Source organism: Xenophilus azovorans DSM 13620 (assembly GCF_000745855.1).
In the GTDB taxonomy this organism is placed as follows: Bacteria; Pseudomonadota; Gammaproteobacteria; order Burkholderiales; family Burkholderiaceae_C; genus Xenophilus; species Xenophilus azovorans.
In genome coordinates this window covers 17,902-36,591 of the sequence record NZ_JQKD01000011.1, presented here as the reverse complement: position 1 = coordinate 36,591, position 18,690 = coordinate 17,902, and the positions used below count along the sequence as shown (strand labels likewise).

Here is an 18,690-nt window from a genome sequence, read left to right as displayed (position 1 = left end):
ACGCGCTGCCGTCCTGCTGTACCACCTCGAAGGAGAAACACCATGTTCCCCAATCCATTCAAGCGGCCTGCGCCGCGCAAGCAACCCTTGTTCGCACCGAGTACGTTGAAGTTGAGCGAGAAGGTGCATTGGCTGGCTCGGCGAGGCCTGATCGACCCCTTGGCCTATGTCCAGCGCCATGTGCGCGGGGACTGGGGCGAGATCGATGAGGCCACCCGCCAAGCCAACGACGTCGCAATCCAACAGGACAACCTGATGATCTCCCAGTACCGGATCACGCCGGAACTGGTGTTGCTCGTGAAGACCAGCGAAGACCACCAGACCACGGTGGTCCAGCTTCCCGAAGAGCGCGACCTGATCTGAAGGCGCCGCCTCGTCATCCCATCCACTTGACGGAGCCACTTCACTCCGCCAGGGGTGTCGTGGCTCAATAGCCTTTCAAGGAGGAGCCCATGGCATCGCATCGCATCGAAACCTACTGCCAGAGGCTGGCGTTCCCCATCGGGGCGCTCATCTTCAGCCGAGGCATTGATCGCCTTGTCCGCGCGGGTCGCCTGGACCCGATTCCGTACTTCAGGCGCCACACCCGTGGCGACTGGGGTGACGTCAACGTCTACCAATGGCACGCCAACGGCGTTGCACTTCAATCGGGCGCGTCGCTGGAATCGCACTATGTGATCCACCCGGGACTCGCCATTCGCATCATCACCGATGCGGGGCGCAGTGTCACCGCCATCGTGCTGCCGTCCGAAGACTGAGCACGGTTCACCCGCAGGCCACTCAGGCCAGCATCTTCAACCACCTTCGGCCGCGCGCCGATGTACTTCCCACCACGGGGCGTGCCATTGCCCCGCTGGGGGTGGTGCATGCCCCATTTTTCATTGGAGCATCACCATGTCCCTCGATCTCGAAACCACTGCCGCTGACGCCGCGCCCGTACAGGGCGAACTGCTCGACGCGGAATCATCCCCTCTGACCCTGAGCCTTCAGGATTTCGTCGGTGAGTTCGGCGACGAACTGCTCGACTCGCTCAACCGCGCCAACCCGCCGGTCTATACCGGCCAACCGCAGGCGCATCGCCAACTCGTCGTCGCCAGCCTCAAGCGCAAGCTGTTCCAGGCTCAGGCCGAAGTCGTCCATGCCGCCGCCGAGCTGCTGATCGACCGTGGCGAACGCGCCGCGATCGTCAATGGCGAAATGGGCTGCGGCAAGACGACCGTTGGCATCGCCACGGCCGCCGTTCTCAACGCCGAAGGCTACTGCCGCACCCTGGTACTTTCGCCGCCGCACCTTGTTTACAAGTGGCGGCGTGAGATCCAGGAGACGGTGGCAGGCGCCAAGGTCTGGGTGCTCAACGGCCCGGATACGCTGGTCAAACTCATCAAGCTGCGCGAGCAGTTGGGTGTGCAGCCCACGGGCCAGGAGTTCTTTGTCCTGGGGCGCGTGCGGATGCGGATGGGATTCCACTGGAAGCCCGTCTTCACCACGCGGCGCACCCGCCATGGCGACGTGGCAGCGTGCCCTGACTGCGGCACGGTCATCACCGACCTCGACGGCGAGCCGGTCAACCCGGTCGCGCTCGAAGCCGAGGAGTACCGCAGGAAGTGCAGCCATTGCGCCGCGCCCCTGTGGACGCTGATCCGCCCGCGCAGCCTGTCCGGCAGCGACCAGTCCTCGGCCGTGCTGAAAGCCTTGAAGCGCATCCCGACCATCGGGCAAGTCACTGCGCAGAAGCTGATGCAGAAGTTCGGTGACGGGTTCCTGGCGTCGATGCTGGGCGACAACATCCATGAGTTCATCAACCTCATGGACGGCAACGGCGAGCTGGTGTTTTCCGACCGCCAGGCTACGCGCATGGAACGCGCTATGGCCAATATGGAGTTTGGCTTTGGCGAGGGCGGCTACCAGCCGTCCGAGTTCATCAAACGCTACCTGCCGCAAGGCACGTTCGACCTGCTCATCGCCGACGAGGCCCACGAGTACAAGAACGGTGGCAGTGCCCAAGGCCAGGCCATGGGCGTGCTGGCAGCGAAGGCTCGCAAGACCTTGCTGCTGACCGGCACGCTGATGGGCGGCTACGGCGACGATCTGTTCTACCTGCTGTTCCGAGCCCTTCCCGGGCGGATGATCGAAGACGGCTACCGCCCGACCACGAGCGGCAGCATGACCTCGGCCGCGATGGCGTTCATGCGCGATCACGGTGTCTTGAAGGACATTTATTCCGAGAGCACCGGCACGGCGCACAAGACCGCGAAAGGCACGAAAGTCAGTGTCAGAACGGTCAAGGCCCCAGGCTTCGGCCCCAAGGGCGTGTTGCGCTGCATCCTGCCGTTCACGATCTTCCTGAAGCTCAGAGACATCGGCGGCAACGTGCTTCCGCCGTATGACGAAGAGTTCCGTGAGGTCGCAATGGACACGGCGCAAGCCGCGGCCTACCGCGATCTGGCGGGTCGGCTGACCGCGGAGTTGAAGCAGGCTCTGGCGCGACGCGATACGACCTTGCTGGGGGTGGTGCTCAACGTGCTGCTGGCCTGGCCGGATTGCTGCTTCCGGTCGGAAACCGTGGTGCATCCGCGCACGCGCAACACCTTGGCGTTCGTCCCGGCTCAGTTCAACGAGTTCGAGATCAGCCCCAAGGAGCGTGAGCAGATCGAGATCTGCAAGGAAGAGAAGGCCCAGGGCCGCAAGGTCCTGGCCTACACGGTCTATACCGGCACACGCGACACGACCAGCCGGTTGAAGGTGCTGCTGGAGCAGGAAGGTTTTCGGGTGGCGGTGCTGCGCGCAAGCGTGGATGCCAGCCGTCGCGAAGACTGGATTGCGGAGCAACTGGATCGTGGCATCGACGTGCTCATCACCAATCCCGAATTGGTCAAGACGGGGTTGGACCTGTTGGACTTCCCGACGATCGTATTCATGCAGTCGGGCTACAACGTGTACTCGCTCCAGCAGGCGGCACGCCGCTCCTGGCGCATCGGGCAGAAGCAGCCGGTGCGCGTGATCTACCTCGGCTACTCCGGTTCCTCGCAGATGACCTGCCTGGAGCTGATGGCCAAGAAGATCATGGTCTCGCAGTCCACCTCGGGCGACGTGCCCGAATCCGGGCTGGATGTACTCAACCAGGACGGTGATTCCGTCGAGGTCGCACTGGCCCGGCAATTGGTCGCCGCCTGAACTTCACGCAATGCCGACGACCGAGAGGTCGTCGGCTTTTTTTCAGCGCCTCGCAGCGTCAAATTGCACCTTGCCGTACACGCCTGGACAGTGATTCAGCGCTCTCCTTGCGCTCGCTGTACCGATCCACCAGATAGGGGACCGCGTCGCGCGTGAGCAGCGTGAACTTCATCAGTTCTTCCATTACGTCCACGATGCGGTCGTAATAGTCCGAGGGCTTCATGCGCCCGGCCTCGTCGAACTCCTGGTACGCCTTGGCGACCGAGGACTGGTTCGGGATGGTCAGCATCCGCATCCAGCGGCCCAGCACGCGCATCTGGTTGACGGCGTTGAAGGACTGCGAGCCGCCCGATACCTGCATCACTGCCAGCGTCTTGCCCTGGGTCGGGCGCACCGCGCCGACCGACAGCGGAATCCAGTCGATTTGCGTCTTCATCAGGCCGGTCATCGCGCCGTGGCGCTCCGGCGAACTCCACACCATGCCTTCGGCCCATTGCACCAGTTCGTGCAGTTCCTTCACCTTGGGGTGATCGGCTGGCGCATCGTCCACCAGCGGCAGGCCGGACGGATTGAACAATCGGGTCTCGCCGCCCAGCGCCCGCAGGATGCGCGCCGCTTCTTCGGCGGCGAGGCGGCTGAACGAGCGTTCTCGCAGCGAGCCGTAGAGCAGCAGGAAGCGCGGCGCGTGCGTGACCCGTGCCGGCGCGAACAGGTGTTCGGTGTCCGATTGCTGGAACAGCGCCGCGTCGATGTTCGGCAGGTCGAGACGGGATTCAGACACGGCGGCCATCCTGATCGACCACCGGTTCGCCGTCTTCCTTGCTGAACGCGCCGCGCTGCGGCTGCGGCAGCAGGTCGAGCACGGCTTCCGAAGGCCGGCACAGGCGCGTGCCTAGCGGCGTGACCACGATAGGCCGGTTGATGAGGATGGGATGCTGGAGCATGAAGCCGATCAGGTCGTCGTCGCTCCACTTCGGGTTGCCCAGGTCGAGTTCGGCATAGGGCGTGCCTTTCTCGCGCAGCACGTCTCGCACCGGAACGCCCATCGCCGCGATCAGCGCCTGGAGCGTGTCGCGGTCGGGCGGCGTTTTCAGGTACTCGATGATGGTCGGTTCCTCGCCGCTGTTGCGGATCAGGCCCAGCACGTTGCGCGAGGTGCCGCAGGCTGGGTTGTGGTAGATCGTGATGGTGCTCATGGATGCCTCTTGGAGATTACGAAGTGGTCGCGCGGCGTTCGTACCAGCCGCGTGAGCGATTGACCACGCGCACCACCAGCAGCATGACCGGCACCTCGATGAGCACGCCGACCACTGTTGCGAGTGCTGCGCCGGAATGGAAGCCGAACAGGCTGATGGCGGCGGCCACGGCCAGCTCGAAGAAGTTGCTGGCACCAATCAACGCGGATGGCCCCGCGACGCAGTGCTTTTCGCCCGCCTGGCGGTTGAGCCAGTACGCCAGACCGGAATTGAAGAACACCTGGATCAGGATCGGCACCGCCAGCATGGCGATCACCAGCGGCTGCCGGATGATGGCCTCGCCCTGGAAGGCGAACAGCAGCACCAGCGTCAGCAACAGCGCGGCGATGGACAACGGGCCGATGCGTTCCAGTGTTCGATCGAACACGGCCTGCCCCTTGCTCAGCAGCGCCCGGCGCCAGAGCTGGGCCAGGATGACCGGAATGACGATGTACAAACCCACCGACACCAGCAAGGTGTCCCACGGCACCGTGATCGACGACAGGCCCAGCAGCAGGCCGACGATGGGTGCGAAGGCGAACACCATGATGGTGTCGTTCAAGGCCACTTGCGACAGCGTAAATACCGGATCACCGCCAGTCAGCCGACTCCAAACGAAAACCATTGCGGTACACGGTGCAGCAGCCAACAGGATCAGGCCGGCGATATAGCTGTCGAGCTGATCGGCGGGCAGCCAGTCGGCAAAGACGTGGCGGATGAAGATCCACGCCAGCAGCGCCATTGAGAACGGCTTGACGGCCCAATTGATGAACAGCGTGACCCCCATGCCCCGCCAATGCTGGCGCACCTGGCCGAGCGCGGCGAAGTCCACCTTCAGCAGCATGGGGATGATCATTACCCAGATCAGCAGGCCGACCGGCAGGTTGACCTGGGCAATCTCCATGCGGCCGATGGCCTGGAATGCGGCGGGCGCGAACTGGCCGAGCGCGATGCCGGCGACGATGCACACCGCCACCCATAGCGTCAGGTAACGCTCAAAACCGCTCATCGCGGAGTTTGCGGGCGCGGTGCCGGCGGTATTGGTTGCACTCATCGCGCGGGCCTCACTGACGGCCGATGTCGCGCAATTCGCGCTGCAACGACATGGCATCGAGACTTTTGATCGGCAGCGACAGGAACAACTCGATGCGTCGGCGCAGCGTCATGGCGGTGTCGAAGAATGCTTTGCTTTGTCGTTCCTGGGTGCCTTCCACCGCGGCCGGGTCAGGCACGCCCCAATGCGCCGAAACCGGCTTGCCCGGCCACAGCGGACAGGCCTCGCCGGCGGCGTTGTCGCAGACAGTGAAGATGAAATCGAACACCGGCGCATCGGGCTTCAAGAATTCGTCCCAGCTCTTGCTGCGGTAGCCCGTTGTCGGCAGGTGCAGCCGCTCTAGCGTAGCGAGCGCCAGCGGGTGAACCTCGCCTTTCGGATGGCTGCCTGCCGACCAGGCGTGAAACCGCCCCTGACCTATGTCGTTGAGGATGCCTTCGGCGAGGATGGAGCGGGCCGAATTGCCCGTACAGATGAACAAGGCGTTGTAAGTGGTATCGGTCATGGTCAGCAGCAGGTCTTGGATGGAGAAACCTCGCATACGCCACCTTGGCAGCAATGCTCGGTCAGGTAACCGATCAGACCGTCCATGCGGCCGTACTCGGCGCGATAAATCAGGTTGCGACCCTGCTGCTCGATGCTGACGAGGCCAGCATGGGCCAGCTCCTTCAAGTGGAACGACAAGGTGTTGCGGGCCACGTCGAGCTGGTCGGCTAGCGTGCTCGGGGTCAGTCCGCCCGGCCCAGCAACGACCAAGGCGCGGAACACGCGCAGGCGCTGGGTGTGAGCCAGGGCGTTTAAGGCGGAAATGGCTTGATCTTCTTGCATGATTCGATAATACAACAAGTATTGAATCAATGTGCAAACCACGGTTGGGTTTGCGGGTTGCGCTATGTGTTGGACTGCAAAAGCGGGTAGCTCCGAGTTCGCATTCCTGACTGACCGCGCCGCCGCGCGCGGCCAAGGTATCGGCATCGCAACAGAAGAGCCGATGCCATGCCCGCAATCCATGTATCCCGGCACCTGGTCGGCGCCGGCCTCCTGGCCGCAGCCTTGGCCAGCGGCTGCGCGACCACCACGGCGCCGCTCGCACCCGATGCCATCGAGGAAGTCTCGGCCGCGCCCGAACCCGAGGCGCCCGAGTACATCCCGGTCGTGCGCTACGGCCGCTACACCCTGGTCGAGTTGGCACCCACGGCGGCGCAGCGCGACCTGCTGTTGCAGACCATCGACGTGTCCATGCCCGAGGATGCCCGCGCCACGGTTGGCGACGGGCTGCGGCATGTGCTCAAGCGCAGCGGCTATGGCCTTTGCGAGACCGCGCATGCCGTGATCGAGCTGTACGCGCTGCCGTTGCCTGCGGCACATCTGCACCTCGGCCCTATGACCTTGCGCGATGCGCTACTCACCCTTGCCGGCCCGGCCTGGGACCTGCACGCCGATGACCGGACGCGACAGGTCTGCTTCGAGCGGCACGGCCGCGATGCAGATGCCGATCCGGTTCCCGAACCACTCGCCACCGAGGCGGTGCAGACGTTCCCGCTCGCGGGAGGTCAGCCATGAACAACGCACCACGGCCTTCCCAGCGCTCGACCGCCGCCGTGATCGTGCAGAGCCTGCTCTGGCTTTGGCTGATCGGCCTGAGCGTCTTCGTTGCCCTGAACCACCAGGCGATGAATGGCCTGGCCGACCAGGAACGGGTGGATTCCGGCCTGCAGCAGCTCGAAGCACAGGTGGTCGGGCTGACCGAGACCGTACAGCAGCGGCCGGCTACCGCAACCGCGGCGGAATTGCAGCACATCCGGCAGGCGCTGGAAGCCCGCATCGCGCAGGTTGAACAGGCGCTGGGCGGCCATGCCTCCAACGACGACCTTCAGGCCCTGCGCGCCGAGGTCGAGCAGGCCAAGGCTCGCCAAGCGACGGTTCGTGCCGCTGTGCCTGCGCAGCCGCGCTCACCAAGCAAGGCCGCCGCCAAACCTGAGCCTTTCCCGTTGCCGCTCCGCATCGTGGGTGCCGAACTGCGAGCCGGCCAGCGCAGCCTTTCCGTTGCACCAGCGACGGGCGAGTTCACTGCCGACCAGGTTCACGTGCTGCTGCCCGGCGATGCGGTCGGCCCGTGGCGCTTGCAGGCGATCGAGGGCAACACCGCCGTCTTCCAGGCCGGCGAGCAGACCCGCCGTTTGGCGATTCCCTGACGGAGACCGTCCCGCCATGAAGCCCTCGATCTTGCTCACCCTGTTCCTGCTGGCCGCAGCGCAGTTGCCCGTCTGGGCGCAGCAGCCCGCCACGGCCCAGTCCCGCAATGCCCAGAGCCAGGAGCGTCCCGTGATCGGCCGCATCCTGGACGACCGCGTGGCGAGCGACTGGGGACTGCAACCGCAGGAGTGGGCGCGCTACCGCGAACTGATGGAGGGGCCGCTGGGCATCTACTCGCCCAACCTGGACCCGCTTTCCGCGCTGGGCGTCGAGGCTCGCTCCGATGAAGAGCGGCGCCGCTACGCCGAAATGCAGGTGAAAGCCGAGGCAAGGCGCGTCGAGAAGTTGCTTGCCTACCAGCGCGCCTACGACGAAGCGTGGCAGCGCCTGAACCCCGGCATGCAGCGAGTGAACCTCCCCGATGATCTGCCGACCGCCGCAGGCGTGCGCGGCAGTAGCCGCACGGCGGTGTTCGTCAAGGACGGCTGCGCGGCCTGCGGGCAACTCGTGCAGCGCCTGCAATCCTCGGGCGCCGAGTTCGACCTCTACATGGTCGGCAGCCGCCAGGACGATGCGCGCATCCGCGACTGGGCCAAGCGCGCGAACGTCGATCCGGCGCGCGTGCGCGCCGGCAGCATCACGCTCAACCACGACGGCGGCCGCTGGCTGTCGCTGGGCCTGCCCGGCGATCTGCCCGCCGCCGTGCGCGAAGTGAACGGCCAATGGCAGCGCCAGCCGTAGCCGTGTCCCTGCGCGCACTGATGCTCGCTGCCGGCCTGTATGCCGGTGCCGCCCTGGCCCAGGAGGTTCCGCCACCGGCTTACCAACTCGCTGCCCAGCGCGCAGGCATCTCCTCGACCGTGCTCTACGCCGTGGCCTTGCAGGAGAGCGGCATCCGGCGCAACGGGCGCCTGGTGCCATGGCCGTGGTCCCTCAACGTCGCCGGCCAATCGCGCCGCTTCGCCACGCGCGCGGACGCCTGCGCTGGCCTGCAGCAGGCGATGCGCGCCACGCCGCACACGCGCATCGACGCGGGCCTGGGCCAGATCAACCTTGGCTACCACAAGCACCGCTTCACCGGCGCGTGCGACCTGCTGGACCCGTACCGCAACCTGGCCGTTGCCGCCGAGATCCTGAAGGAGCAGCACACCCCCAGCGAGGACTGGCTGCTGGCGATCGGCCGCTACCACCGCCCCGCAGGCGGCGAGCCCGCCGCCCGCTATCGGCGCAGTGTGTCCCGCCACCTTGCCCGCGTGCAGGGCACGCGCCCAACCGCCGCGGTCTTCGCCGCGCGCCAGGAGACCTCCCCATGACGGAACCACATCCGGTCCATCTCGCGCTCACGGGCCTGCTCATGCTGCTGGCAGGCCTGCCGCTAGTCTCGCGTGCCGGCGAGCCGCTGATCGTGGTCGAAGACTGCGGCGGCACGTCGGCGCTGCCATACTACGAGGCCCTCAACCTCCAGCCGCGCGCCAATGCCTCGGCCCGGCCACCCATCCCGACGCCCCAGGTTCCCGCCACGCCAGTGGACGAAGCCGCGATGCTGCCGGTGCGCAGCGCCAAGCTCACACCCGGCACCGTCGCGCGGCGCGTGATCGAAGCACCCGGCCTGCGGCCGTTCGTGGTCATCGGCGACGACGAGGCGTCCCAGGCCTGGCTGCGCCGCCACGCGGACGCGTTGCGCGAGCGCGGCGCGGTCGGCCTGGTGGTCAACGTCGAGACCGCGCAGGGCCTGGCGCGGCTGCGCGCCCTGGTGCCGGGCGTACCGCTCGCGCCCGTGGCCGGCGACGACCTGGCCGATCGCCTGGGCCTGCGACACTACCCGGCGCTGATCACGGCCACCGGCATCGAGCAATGACGCCATGTCAGGCAAACAGCCGGTCGAGGTTCTGCTACGCCCAGCGGTGGAGCTATACACCGTCGCGGCGTGTGCAGGCGCCGCGTTTCTGTGCCTGGTGGCCCCATGGTCGCTCGCGCTGAGCCCTTCGATGGGCGTCGGCAGCGCCTTGGCATTCGGCGCCTACGGCGCGATCCGCTACCGCGATGCCCGTGTCATCCTGCGCTACCGGCGCAACATCCGCCGCTTGCCGCGCTACGTGATGACGAGCAAGGACGTGCCGGTCAGCCAGCAGCGGCTGTTCGTGGGGCGCGGGTTCCTCTGGGAGCAGAAGCACACCCATAGGCTGATGCAGACGTACCGGCCGGAGTTCCGGCGGTACGTCGAGCCGACGCCGGCCTACCGGCTGGCCAGGCGCCTGGAGGAGCGGCTGGAGTTCGCGCCATTCCCGCTGTCCCGGCTGCCCGCGCTCACGGGCTGGGACGTGCCTTTCAACCCCGTGCGCCCGTTGCCGCCTGTCGGTGGCCTGCCGCGCCTGCACGGCATCGAACCCGACGAGGTGGATGTCAGCCTGCCGCTGGGCGAGCGCGTCGGCCACTCGCTGGTGCTGGGCACCACGCGGGTGGGCAAAACGCGCCTGGCCGAGTTGTTCGTCACGCAGGACATCCGCCGCAGGAATGCTGCCGGCGAGCATGAGGTCGTCATCGTCATCGATCCCAAGGGGGATGCCGATCTCTTGAAGCGGATGTACGTCGAAGCCCAGCGCGCTGGCCGCGAAGGCGAGTTCTACGTCTTCCACTTGGGCTGGCCGGACATTTCGGCACGCTACAACGCGGTGGGCCGCTTCGGCCGCATCAGCGAAGTGGCGACCCGGGTGGCGGGGCAGCTCTCCGGCGAAGGCAACAGCGCGGCGTTCCGCGAGTTCGCATGGCGCTTCGTGAACATCATCGCCCGCGCCCTGGTGGAACTGGGGCAGCGCCCGGACTACATGCTGATCCAGCGCCACGTCATCAACATCGACGCGCTGTTCATCGAGTACGCCCAGCACTACTTCGCCAAGACGGAGCCCAAGGCCTGGGAGGTGATCGTCCAGATCGAGGCCAAGCTCAACGAGAAGAACATCCCAAGGAACATGATCGGGCGCGAGAAGCGCGTGGTGGCGCTGGAGCAGTACCTCTCCCAGGCGCGCAACTACGACCCGGTGCTCGACGGGCTGCGCTCGGCGGTCCGCTACGACAAGACCTACTTCGACAAGATCGTTGCATCGCTTCTGCCGCTGCTGGAAAAGCTCACCAGCGGCAAGATCGCCCAGCTCCTGGCGCCGAACTACTCCGACCTGGCCGACCCACGGCCGATCTTCGACTGGATGCAGGTGATCAGGAAGCGAGCCGTCGTCTATGTGGGCCTGGATGCGCTGTCCGATGCCGAGGTCGCCGCGGCGGTCGGCAATTCGATGTTCTCCGACCTGGTTTCGGTCGCAGGCCACATCTACAAGCACGGGATCGACGATGGACTGCCGGGTGCATCGGCTGGTGCGCGCGTGCCGATCAACGTGCATGCGGACGAGTTCAATGAATTGATGGGTGACGAGTTCATTCCGCTCATCAACAAGGGCGGTGGCGCGGGCCTGCAAGTCACCGCCTACACGCAAACGCTCTCGGACATCGAGGCCCGCATCGGCAATCGCGCGAAGGCCGGCCAAGTGATCGGGAATTTCAACAACCTGTTCATGTTGCGCGTGCGCGAGACGGCCACCGCGGAACTGCTGACGAGGCAGTTGCCGAAGGTCGAGGTCTATACGACTACCATCGTCTCGGGCGCGACGGACAGCTCAGACATCCGCGGCGCGACGGATTTCACGTCGAACACCCAGGACCGCATCAGCATGTCCAGCGTGCCGATGATCGAGCCGTCACACGTCGTCGGCCTGCCCAAGGGCCAGTGCTTCGCGCTGCTGCAGGGCGGCCAGCTTTGGAAGGTACGCATGCCGCTGCCGGCGCCGGACGCGGATGAAGTGATGCCGGCGGACCTGCAGCAACTGGCCGGGTACATGCGCCAGAGCTACAGCGAGGCCACGCAGTGGTGGGAGTTCACCAGCTCGTCGGCCTTGCAGGATCCGGCCTTGCCCGACGACCTGCTTGACGATGCCGCTGCGGCCGAGCCCGGCGCGGTGGCCACCGGCGCCGACGATGGCGCGGACAACGAGGCCGTGCCATGAAGGATGCCGCCTCGACCGCGCAGCGGGAGCAGAACAAACGCCAAGGCTTGATCGTCGGCACCATCACCTTACCGTTCCGGCTGCTCGGGGTGCTCATTGGCTCGCTGCTGTTCTCGATCGCGGTGGAGTGCGTCGGCATGCACCTGTTCTGGAAGGACCAGGGCTGGCGCCACTCCCAGCAGATGCTGCAGTACGAACTCGGGCACCTGTCCGACCACTTCACGCGCAGCGTGGTCGTGCAGGAGCCGGGGCGCACGGCGCACGAGCTGGTGGATACCGGGTACGAGTGGGTGTTCGTGCGCTCGGGGTTGCTGGAGCGCATGAGCCAGACCGCCGAGCGCGTCCGCTCGGCCAGCCACGGGCAGAGCCGCAACTTCCGCTACTACATCAGCCAAGTCTATGTCTGGGCCGAAAGCTACCTGATCGCTGCGGCCTTCACGACGCTCACCTTCCTGGTGCGCCTGCTGGTCCTGGTGCTCACGCTGCCCCTGATCCTCACGGCGGCATTCGTCGGCCTGATTGACGGCCTGGTGCGACGGGATGTGCGCCGGTTCGGCGCCGGCCGCGAATCCGGCTTCATCTACCACCGCGCGAAGGCCAGCCTGATGCCGTTGGCCGTGCTGCCTTGGGTCACCTATCTCGCTCTGCCCATATCGGTGCATCCTCTGGTCATCCTGCTGCCCAGCGCGGCGTTGCTGGGGATGGCAGTCAGCCTGACCGCAGGCAGCTTCAAGAAGTACTTATGAGGTGACACGGGCGGCACTGCTCTGCAAAGCCGTGTGCCGTTCATCGGTTCTGCAGGGTATCAAGAGCAGCATCCAACGCCGTAACCGCCTCGACGACCGTTCTTACCGTCGCCCGATCGAACTCATGATCGCGCTGAGCGTCGTGCACACCGCTATTGAGGTAACCCCATTCAATACTCGTACCGCTGACATTGAGCAGCCTGACCAACGCCCCTACGGCATCCGGCGCACCCGCATGTTGCGCCGCGATACGCTCGACGGCCGACCGCAACTTGGTGCATTTATTGTTCAGCTCCCAAGGCGCGCGGGGCCCGCTCAGCTTGATGTCGATCCGGCCGTCCGCCCGCCGACCCAGCCACGTCCACAGGCGGTCCGTCAGACTCTCCAGCGCCGGCCGGGCCTGGCGCAGTGCCTCGCGTTTCTCGTCAGCCGCCAACGCCTGCTGGGCCAGAAGAACATAGTTCTTCGCTGGCGGGTCGCTGTCGACCCGCAGTTCGTGCTCTCCCTGATGCGGGAGAAACTTGTAGCGCTTGATGGCCGCGGCGCGGCGCACGCCCAACTCCTGCTGGATGCGGTGCAGGAACTCCTCTGCGTGCGAGGTGAGGATAACCTGCTTGCCGTGGAGCAAACCGTCCTCGAAGAAGGTACGCCAGATGCCATCGCGATGGTCGTCGTCTATCGCATTGACGACGTCATCGAAGATGACCACGGGGCAGCCCTGCGCGAGGTTCTTGGCAAGCAGAATCGCCAGACCCAAGCATTTGATGTGCCCTTCGCTGAAGACGATCAACGCGTCGTAGCGCACGCCCGGCTCGCCGGCGAACTCCACCTCGATCTTGCCGTTCTCGGCCACGGGCAACCACAGCGCGTGCAGCAGATCGCCGGGCGGATCGGCCCGGTTGAATGCGTTGTAGAGATGGCGGGCTTGGTCTCCCAGCCCCTGTAGCAGAACCCCCGGCAGAGCGGTCAGGTATGCCTGAATCTCGGGTAGGAAGCCGTCGTAGGCGGCCTTGACCCGCTGATGGTGCACCACCACCGGCATTTCGTCCGTGGCCGCCTGGATTAGGCCGCGGTTCGCGTCGTCGAACTGGGCCACGGTTTGGCGGGCGGCCGCCAGCTCCTGATCCGCAGTCGTGCGCATGATCCGCAGCCGTTCGATCTCCAGCTGATGCTGTTGCAGGCGGTCCCGCTCCTGGGCCATCGCGCCGCGCTGGGCATTCACGTCGCGCGCCTGCGCGTCGAAGCCTTCGATGATCTGTGCGATCCGTAAGAGGGCTTGCCAGGCGCGCTGGTCCCCATTCACCCAGCCGCCGAGCCAATTGCCCGCCGACGTGGGAGGCAGCAGTGGCAGGCCCGCGGCCTGCGATTCGGCAGGACAAGCGACCCCAGCCGCCGCCACCACGCGGCGCATTTCGTCCCACAGCGCTCGGACCGCCTCGCTCAACTGCGTCCGATGCCCGGCCTCTTGCTGCTGCAGGACGGCCAGTTGCGCGAGCTGCTCCAGGCCCATTCGCGCCCTGGCGAACGGGTCCTGTGCCACAGCGGCCAGTCCGGTTCCACATGCCGGACACACGGTCGCCCCGTCCGCCAACGCTTGCACGGCCTCGTAGAGCTTCGCGTACGACACCTCGCCCGCGCGTGCCGCGAGTTGCGCGGAAGACGCTTGCCACAGTCCCTGGACGCGGTAGGCCTCTGCCAGCAACGCTTGCAGGCGGGCCTGGGTCACCTCGTGAATGGCAGGCGGGTTGGCGTCCAGCTGAGCCTGGACATACGGTAGCCGTCCTTGCTGCTGCGGCGTACCCAGCAGCCAGTCCACGCAGGCTTGATAGGTCGCGCCAGGTGACATGCGCTGCGCCAAAGCTTGTTCCAGGCCCTCGACCGCTGCGATCTTCTGCGGGTAGGCGGCGATGGTCTGTTCGGAGTTCGCCAACCGCAGGCGACGCTGCGCCAGCTGCGCCGCCTGCACGCCGGCAAGCATCAGGTCCTGACCGAGCGAGGGGTTGAAGCCGCGCACGAACTCGCTGAACTGGTCCACGCCGAACAGGGTGGCGATGAGCTGGCGCTGATCGCTCGGGGTCCGCGCGGCGATTCGGGCGAAATCGTCGAGGCGGTTCTTCTCGATGAAGCAGAAGCGATACTCAGCTTCGTCGGGCTGGACGGCCTGCGCTTCGCCCGCCGCCGTAGACGACAGGACTGGCGCGACGTGGCGGCGCAGGCGAGCGTTGTTGCAGTACGTCCGCTGGTCGACCCGCTTGGCCTGCGCTTCGCTGATCGAACCGAGCATCGCCACTTCCAAGGCTTCGCAGAAGCTGCTCTTGCCGGTGCCGTTGGCACCGTAGACCAAGGTGATGTCATGGCTGAGGTCGAACGTCTCCTGCCGCATGAATCCTCGAAACGGCCCGACTTCGAGCTGGTGCAGTCGCCCGAGCGCCGGCCCGTTTTCGGGGCCGCGCGCGTCCCCGTCGTAGGCGACAGGCATCTGCGCCAGATGCGCGATGGCCAGCGGCGCCAAGCGCGTGGAGCGCCCCCGGCGTGCAGCACCGACCTCGGCCAGTGGCTGCAGGTGATCGAGCACCAGGTGCGCCAGCCGGCGCACGTCGTCGTGCACGTGCCGCTGCGCCAAGTGCGCCAGGAACCGGTGGTACTCCGAACGTATGCTTGCCACAGCGCCCCCTCACTTGGTCAACCACTGACCGTAAGCCTCCACATCGATCATGGGGACCGTTCCACTGAACTGAAGCTGCGCGATCAGCTTGAAAAGAAACGCGGTCGCCGGCTTGTTTTCGTTGGTGTAGCTGTACGCGCCGCTGGCTTGGTCATAGAAAAAGTGCCCGTGGGCGGCAACGCATCCGATGTCCAGACGCCCCTCGGTGAGGTTTGCGTTCAGCGCCTTGTCCATGGATGGACCCAATGCAGGACTCCATTCGCTCTCGAAGGTGAGCAAGCCACCCAGAATCGGAATCAACGGCTTCGCTGGGTAGGTCCCGCCAGCGTGCGGGATCGGCAGGCTCGTGCGGTGCAGCCTGCGCACACTGGCGACCTTCTCCTGGGCATAGGCCACAAGCCCCGCGTCAGCCGTCTGCTTGGCCTCGAAAACGGCGTACACGCTTTCGGCTGGAATGATCGTCTCGTTCTCGTAGGTGAAGATAAAAGGCGAATATTGCCGATCAAACACCACCACATCGATCTGCTGGCTGAAGTTCCCCAGGCTGTCCACCACATGCGCCTTGGCCGCCTGGTACCGTTTGGGCAGATAGGTATCCAGCATGTCGATCCAGACGTTCTCGCTCGCATCCCCCTTCGTACCCGGGTGACCGAAGGTCTTGCGTACTACGGACAAGCGCTGCTGGATGTCCTCATGCAGGGACGACAGGAGCTGGGAAAGCGACCACTGGGACATGCTGTACCTCGATGGGACGTGTATGGAAGCCGATGGAATCAGGACAGTGGGAACTTGGGGCCAAACAGTGCGCGCCAGGCGCGAAGCGCTTCGATATTGCGACCACGACGCGCGTGGTCGATGGCGATGCTTGCGTCTTGGCTCGCCTGGAACAGCAGCTGCTGCGCGCGCTGCTTGCGCGCGGCATCCATATCGTTGCTGATCGCCGGGCCAAGTCCGGCGGGATCCGGCCACTCGTCATGAACTCGATCGGCAAGCGTGGCAAAGAACGACTGGATCTCGCGATCGAACGATCCTCCCCAGCCGCCGTAAAGACACTCAAGGGCCATTACCTCGATCAGGAACGAGGGCTTCACCGGCTTCAGATCGCCGTGCTTGGGATTGTTGTTCCAGTACTTCACCATGCGCACGAGACCTTTCCACTCATTGGCATAGGCTTGGTGCGCTGCGGTCGCCTTGTCCTTATGGATCTCCGGGTCCGTCTTGATCCACTTTCCGGACGCCGTATCGGGGATCTCATACTGGTCGCCGGTGTCGAATGCGGGCACCGCATCCACGCTGACCACCCGGTAGTCCGTGTTGTCCTCCGCGTCGATGTGAACACCGAAATCCACGTTGATCGAGCGCGCCTGTTTGCGCACGGCCGCCGAACCGTATTTCTCCACCAATGCAGAGTGGAAATCATCCAGCACTACCGATGCGGCCTTGCCGTGGTAATGCTTCTCCGAGTCCTTCAGCACGAAGAAGATGTCGATATCCTTGAGCGGCTTCGTCTTCGTGTATCGAGCATAGGAACCGGTCAGGAAGCTGCGCGCAATGCCGAACTTGGTCTGCAGGTAGTCCCGCACTTCGTTCTGGCGTTGCGAGGCATTCTTCTGTTCGCGTTCGTTGAGTTCCAGACGCGACTTGAACTTGCGAAAAGCTTCATCGATCGACAGCATCAGCGTTGCCTCCAATATCCGGCCTGACCCGCCAGGCCGCTGTGTTCGACAGTCGAGCCTAGGCTCTGCTTGACCATTCCATCCGTCGAGCGATAACTTCCTTTGCTCCATCCCTCCACATCAGGTCGCCCTGGCTTTGTATCGAGCATTAACTTGTACTTGGCCTGCGATGGCAGCAGCCCAGCTTTCTTGATCGCGTACTTCAACTGCTCGGTATCTGTCCAGAAGCTGCCGTCGCCATCGGACCACCCATACACGATGTCGATATCCCATCGGGTCACGAGCTTGTCGGTTGCCGGGTTGTAGATCTCCAGAATCACCTTGCGCAGATCACCGGTCCCGAGCCACGTCTTGATGGCTCGGGTATTGCTCTCCCAGCGATCCGCAAAGTGCTCAGGGTCCAGCCCACTGAGCAGGATGATGTCTTTCAAGCTCTTGAGGATGTTGTCGGTCACATAGGTAACCGAGTGCGTGTACGAGTAGGTGGCGACGGTGCTCATGACTTGAGGAAACCTCCGAGGTCGAGCGACAGCGCTTGCCCAGCATCGGCCTGCGCCTGCGTGGCAATTCCTTGGCTCAAGTCCCGTGCAATGATGCGAGAACTGTGCTTTTTGAGCGCGCTTTGCACCCAGCCTAGCTGCTCCTTCGGACACGGCAGCGAGACTCCCCAGTCTCCCTTCAACGGCTCGAACCCCAAGACTTCTTCGTTGGCATCATCACCATCGATCGCGTCTTCGTCGAAGAGGCAGTAGATCCTGGTCCGTGGTCCATCGCATGTCGCAACGATGGGCGCGCTCTTGGGTGCCTGGTCGGCGATCAAGCTGGCGGCCACGCCCGTCACGGCCCTGAGTTCAGAGCGAGCCGTGCCGTCCTTGCCCTGAGTGAGCAGTTCGACAATGGCATCCCATGTCTGCAACGCATCGCGGTGCGGCGAGCTGCGAAACGTCCGGCTGACAACGGTGGTCATTTTTGCTTCCCTCCTTGAAGGCGCATTTGCTTTGCCTGTCGTATCGCACTGCGCAGGTGCTCTACGGAAAGCTTGTTCGGATCGATAGCCACTTGCGGGTCGGCCGCGAGGGCGTTGGCTACGACCTTGCGAATGGCCCGACCATCCAATCCGACGCACTCGCCAGCGCACGCGTCGAACTGGTGAGCCGAGGAAAGCTTGCCAATCCCCGGAAATGTCTTTGCCAGGCCATTCAGGCAGTCCACTAGGATCTGCTTGCAGGCATCCTTGCCGGGCAGTGGCACCTCCATCACCATGTCGCAACGAGATAGGAAGGCACTGTCGACGGCCTGTGGGAAGTTGCTGGTGGCCACGAACAGCAGATGCGGGTTGCGTTCGGCCAACATGTCCAACTGCACCAACACCGCGTCGGTGGCCCGGTGCACATCAACCGGGTTGGCTTCCAGGCTGAGCTTCGCTCGATCAGCCGCAAGCGTTTCGACCTCGTCCAGAAGGACGATCGTCGGGCCCGCCGCTGCGGATTCTGCGATCGATTGCGAGAACAGGTCTGCCACGGCGCGTTGAGTCTTTCCCATTGCAGAGCTCGTCAGCGTGTGAGGCTCCACTTCCAGCAATCGAAACTTCGCAGAAGAAAAAGATTCGGCCACACGATGCGCCAAGCCCCGTGCCAAGGAGGTCTTCCCAGTCCCCGGCGGGCCGACCAACAAGATCACGCCGTGCAGGGGGAGTACCGTGCGCTCCACCTTGGGGCGCACCGTGAAGTTGACGATCGCTTGTGACAGCAACTGTTTTTTGATGGCTTCGTCCATCACGATCGAATCCCACAAGTCACCCAGCGACTTATCCGGCAGCTTCCAGCTTCGATGGATGCCTTTCGGCAAAGTGGCGTCTGATGAAGGATTCTTGGTCATCCGTGGCTCTC

Annotated in this window: 21 protein-coding genes; 10 read left to right on the top strand and 11 right to left on the bottom strand. The window is 64.8% G+C overall.

What is annotated here, in order from left to right; all coding sequences use genetic code 11:
* The first annotated feature begins 42 nt into the window (after nucleotides 1-42).
* The 3 genes from Q392_RS08020 (at nucleotide 43) to Q392_RS08010 (ending at nucleotide 3,174) form a co-directional block, all read left to right on the top strand.
* Entirely contained in the window at nucleotides 43-363 is a 321-nt protein-coding gene (locus Q392_RS08020; RefSeq protein WP_003098896.1) for a hypothetical protein, read from the top strand.
* Between the two features lie 89 nt (nucleotides 364-452).
* Nucleotides 453-758: a hypothetical protein gene (locus Q392_RS08015; protein WP_011804740.1), complete on the top strand. Its 306-nt coding sequence runs from the start codon at nucleotides 453-455 to the stop codon at nucleotides 756-758.
* Nucleotides 759-894: 136 nt separating this feature from the next.
* Complete coding sequence (locus Q392_RS08010) at nucleotides 895-3,174, top strand: helicase-related protein (protein ID WP_038204362.1); 2,280 nt, start codon at nucleotides 895-897, stop codon at nucleotides 3,172-3,174.
* A 58-nt stretch (nucleotides 3,175-3,232) separates the two neighbouring features.
* Here the strand turns inward: Q392_RS08010 and arsH are convergent, their stop codons facing one another.
* From arsH to Q392_RS31785, 5 genes are read right to left on the bottom strand one after another with little or no spacing between them, the layout of a single operon-like run.
* Nucleotides 3,233-3,955: an arsenical resistance protein ArsH gene (arsH, locus tag Q392_RS08005; protein WP_023108446.1), complete on the bottom strand. Its 723-nt coding sequence runs from the start codon at nucleotides 3,953-3,955 to the stop codon at nucleotides 3,233-3,235.
* Entirely contained in the window at nucleotides 3,948-4,370 is a 423-nt protein-coding gene (gene arsC, locus Q392_RS08000) for an arsenate reductase (glutaredoxin) (RefSeq protein WP_011804686.1), read from the bottom strand. The genes arsH and arsC overlap by 8 nt, the downstream gene beginning before the upstream one ends.
* Nucleotides 4,371-4,386: 16 nt before the next feature.
* Nucleotides 4,387-5,463 carry an ACR3 family arsenite efflux transporter gene (gene arsB / locus Q392_RS07995; RefSeq protein WP_023108447.1) on the bottom strand — a complete coding sequence of 359 codons (1,077 nt, stop codon included), beginning with the start codon at nucleotides 5,461-5,463 and terminating at the stop codon, nucleotides 4,387-4,389.
* Nucleotides 5,464-5,473: 10 nt separating this feature from the next.
* A complete protein-coding gene (locus tag Q392_RS07990; RefSeq protein ID WP_011804684.1) occupies nucleotides 5,474-5,968 on the bottom strand; it encodes an arsenate reductase ArsC in 495 nt (164 codons plus the stop codon).
* Nucleotides 5,969-5,970: 2 nt separating this feature from the next.
* Nucleotides 5,971-6,291, bottom strand: coding sequence for an ArsR/SmtB family transcription factor (locus Q392_RS31785; RefSeq protein WP_023108449.1), 321 nt, complete (start codon nucleotides 6,289-6,291; stop codon nucleotides 5,971-5,973).
* A 168-nt stretch (nucleotides 6,292-6,459) separates the two neighbouring features.
* Between Q392_RS31785 and pilL2 the strand changes: the two genes are divergently transcribed.
* From pilL2 to Q392_RS07955, 7 genes are read left to right on the top strand one after another with little or no spacing between them, the layout of a single operon-like run.
* Nucleotides 6,460-7,026: a PFGI-1 class ICE element type IV pilus protein PilL2 gene (gene pilL2 / locus Q392_RS07985; RefSeq protein WP_011804682.1), complete on the top strand. Its 567-nt coding sequence runs from the start codon at nucleotides 6,460-6,462 to the stop codon at nucleotides 7,024-7,026.
* Nucleotides 7,023-7,658 (top strand): hypothetical protein, encoded by a 636-nt coding sequence (locus Q392_RS07980; RefSeq protein ID WP_011804681.1) that lies wholly within the window; start codon nucleotides 7,023-7,025, stop codon nucleotides 7,656-7,658. The genes pilL2 and Q392_RS07980 overlap by 4 nt, the downstream gene beginning before the upstream one ends.
* A 16-nt stretch (nucleotides 7,659-7,674) precedes the next feature.
* Nucleotides 7,675-8,400, top strand: coding sequence for a TIGR03759 family integrating conjugative element protein (locus Q392_RS07975; protein WP_011804680.1), 726 nt, complete (start codon nucleotides 7,675-7,677; stop codon nucleotides 8,398-8,400).
* The gene (locus Q392_RS07970; RefSeq protein ID WP_024767279.1) at nucleotides 8,382-8,972 is read left to right on the top strand and encodes a transglycosylase SLT domain-containing protein; all 591 of its coding nucleotides are present in this window, start codon (nucleotides 8,382-8,384) and stop codon (nucleotides 8,970-8,972) included. Before Q392_RS07975 ends, Q392_RS07970 begins: the two co-directional genes overlap by 19 nt.
* Nucleotides 8,969-9,517 carry an integrating conjugative element protein gene (locus tag Q392_RS07965; RefSeq protein WP_033961852.1) on the top strand — a complete coding sequence of 183 codons (549 nt, stop codon included), beginning with the start codon at nucleotides 8,969-8,971 and terminating at the stop codon, nucleotides 9,515-9,517. Before Q392_RS07970 ends, Q392_RS07965 begins: the two co-directional genes overlap by 4 nt.
* Before the next feature lie 4 nt (nucleotides 9,518-9,521).
* The gene (gene traD, locus Q392_RS07960) at nucleotides 9,522-11,714 is read left to right on the top strand and encodes a type IV conjugative transfer system coupling protein TraD (protein WP_023108452.1); all 2,193 of its coding nucleotides are present in this window, start codon (nucleotides 9,522-9,524) and stop codon (nucleotides 11,712-11,714) included.
* Entirely contained in the window at nucleotides 11,711-12,460 is a 750-nt protein-coding gene (locus tag Q392_RS07955; RefSeq protein ID WP_023108453.1) for a TIGR03747 family integrating conjugative element membrane protein, read from the top strand. Before traD ends, Q392_RS07955 begins: the two co-directional genes overlap by 4 nt.
* A 40-nt stretch (nucleotides 12,461-12,500) precedes the next feature.
* Here the strand turns inward: Q392_RS07955 and Q392_RS07950 are convergent, their stop codons facing one another.
* From Q392_RS07950 to cap6, 6 genes are read right to left on the bottom strand one after another with little or no spacing between them, the layout of a single operon-like run.
* Entirely contained in the window at nucleotides 12,501-15,125 is a 2,625-nt protein-coding gene (locus Q392_RS07950; RefSeq protein WP_038204325.1) for an AAA family ATPase, read from the bottom strand.
* A gap of 9 nt (nucleotides 15,126-15,134) precedes the next feature.
* Entirely contained in the window at nucleotides 15,135-15,860 is a 726-nt protein-coding gene (gene nucC, locus Q392_RS07945; RefSeq protein WP_003050273.1) for a CBASS effector endonuclease NucC, read from the bottom strand.
* A 38-nt stretch (nucleotides 15,861-15,898) separates the two neighbouring features.
* A complete protein-coding gene (locus tag Q392_RS07940; protein ID WP_003090158.1) occupies nucleotides 15,899-16,801 on the bottom strand; it encodes a CBASS oligonucleotide cyclase in 903 nt (300 codons plus the stop codon).
* A complete protein-coding gene (cap7, locus tag Q392_RS07935; protein WP_003090159.1) occupies nucleotides 16,801-17,301 on the bottom strand; it encodes a type III CBASS phage resistance system CD-NTase-associated protein Cap7 in 501 nt (166 codons plus the stop codon). Before cap7 ends, Q392_RS07940 begins: the two co-directional genes overlap by 1 nt.
* Entirely contained in the window at nucleotides 17,298-17,768 is a 471-nt protein-coding gene (gene cap8 / locus Q392_RS07930) for a type III CBASS phage resistance system CD-NTase-associated protein Cap8 (RefSeq protein WP_003090160.1), read from the bottom strand. Before cap8 ends, cap7 begins: the two co-directional genes overlap by 4 nt.
* On the bottom strand, nucleotides 17,765-18,679 hold the full coding sequence (cap6, locus tag Q392_RS07925) for a CBASS system CD-NTase-associated protein Cap6 (RefSeq protein ID WP_003050256.1): 915 nt from the start codon (nucleotides 18,677-18,679) through the stop codon (nucleotides 17,765-17,767). The genes cap8 and cap6 overlap by 4 nt, the downstream gene beginning before the upstream one ends.
* Nucleotides 18,680-18,690: the final 11 nt, after the last annotated feature.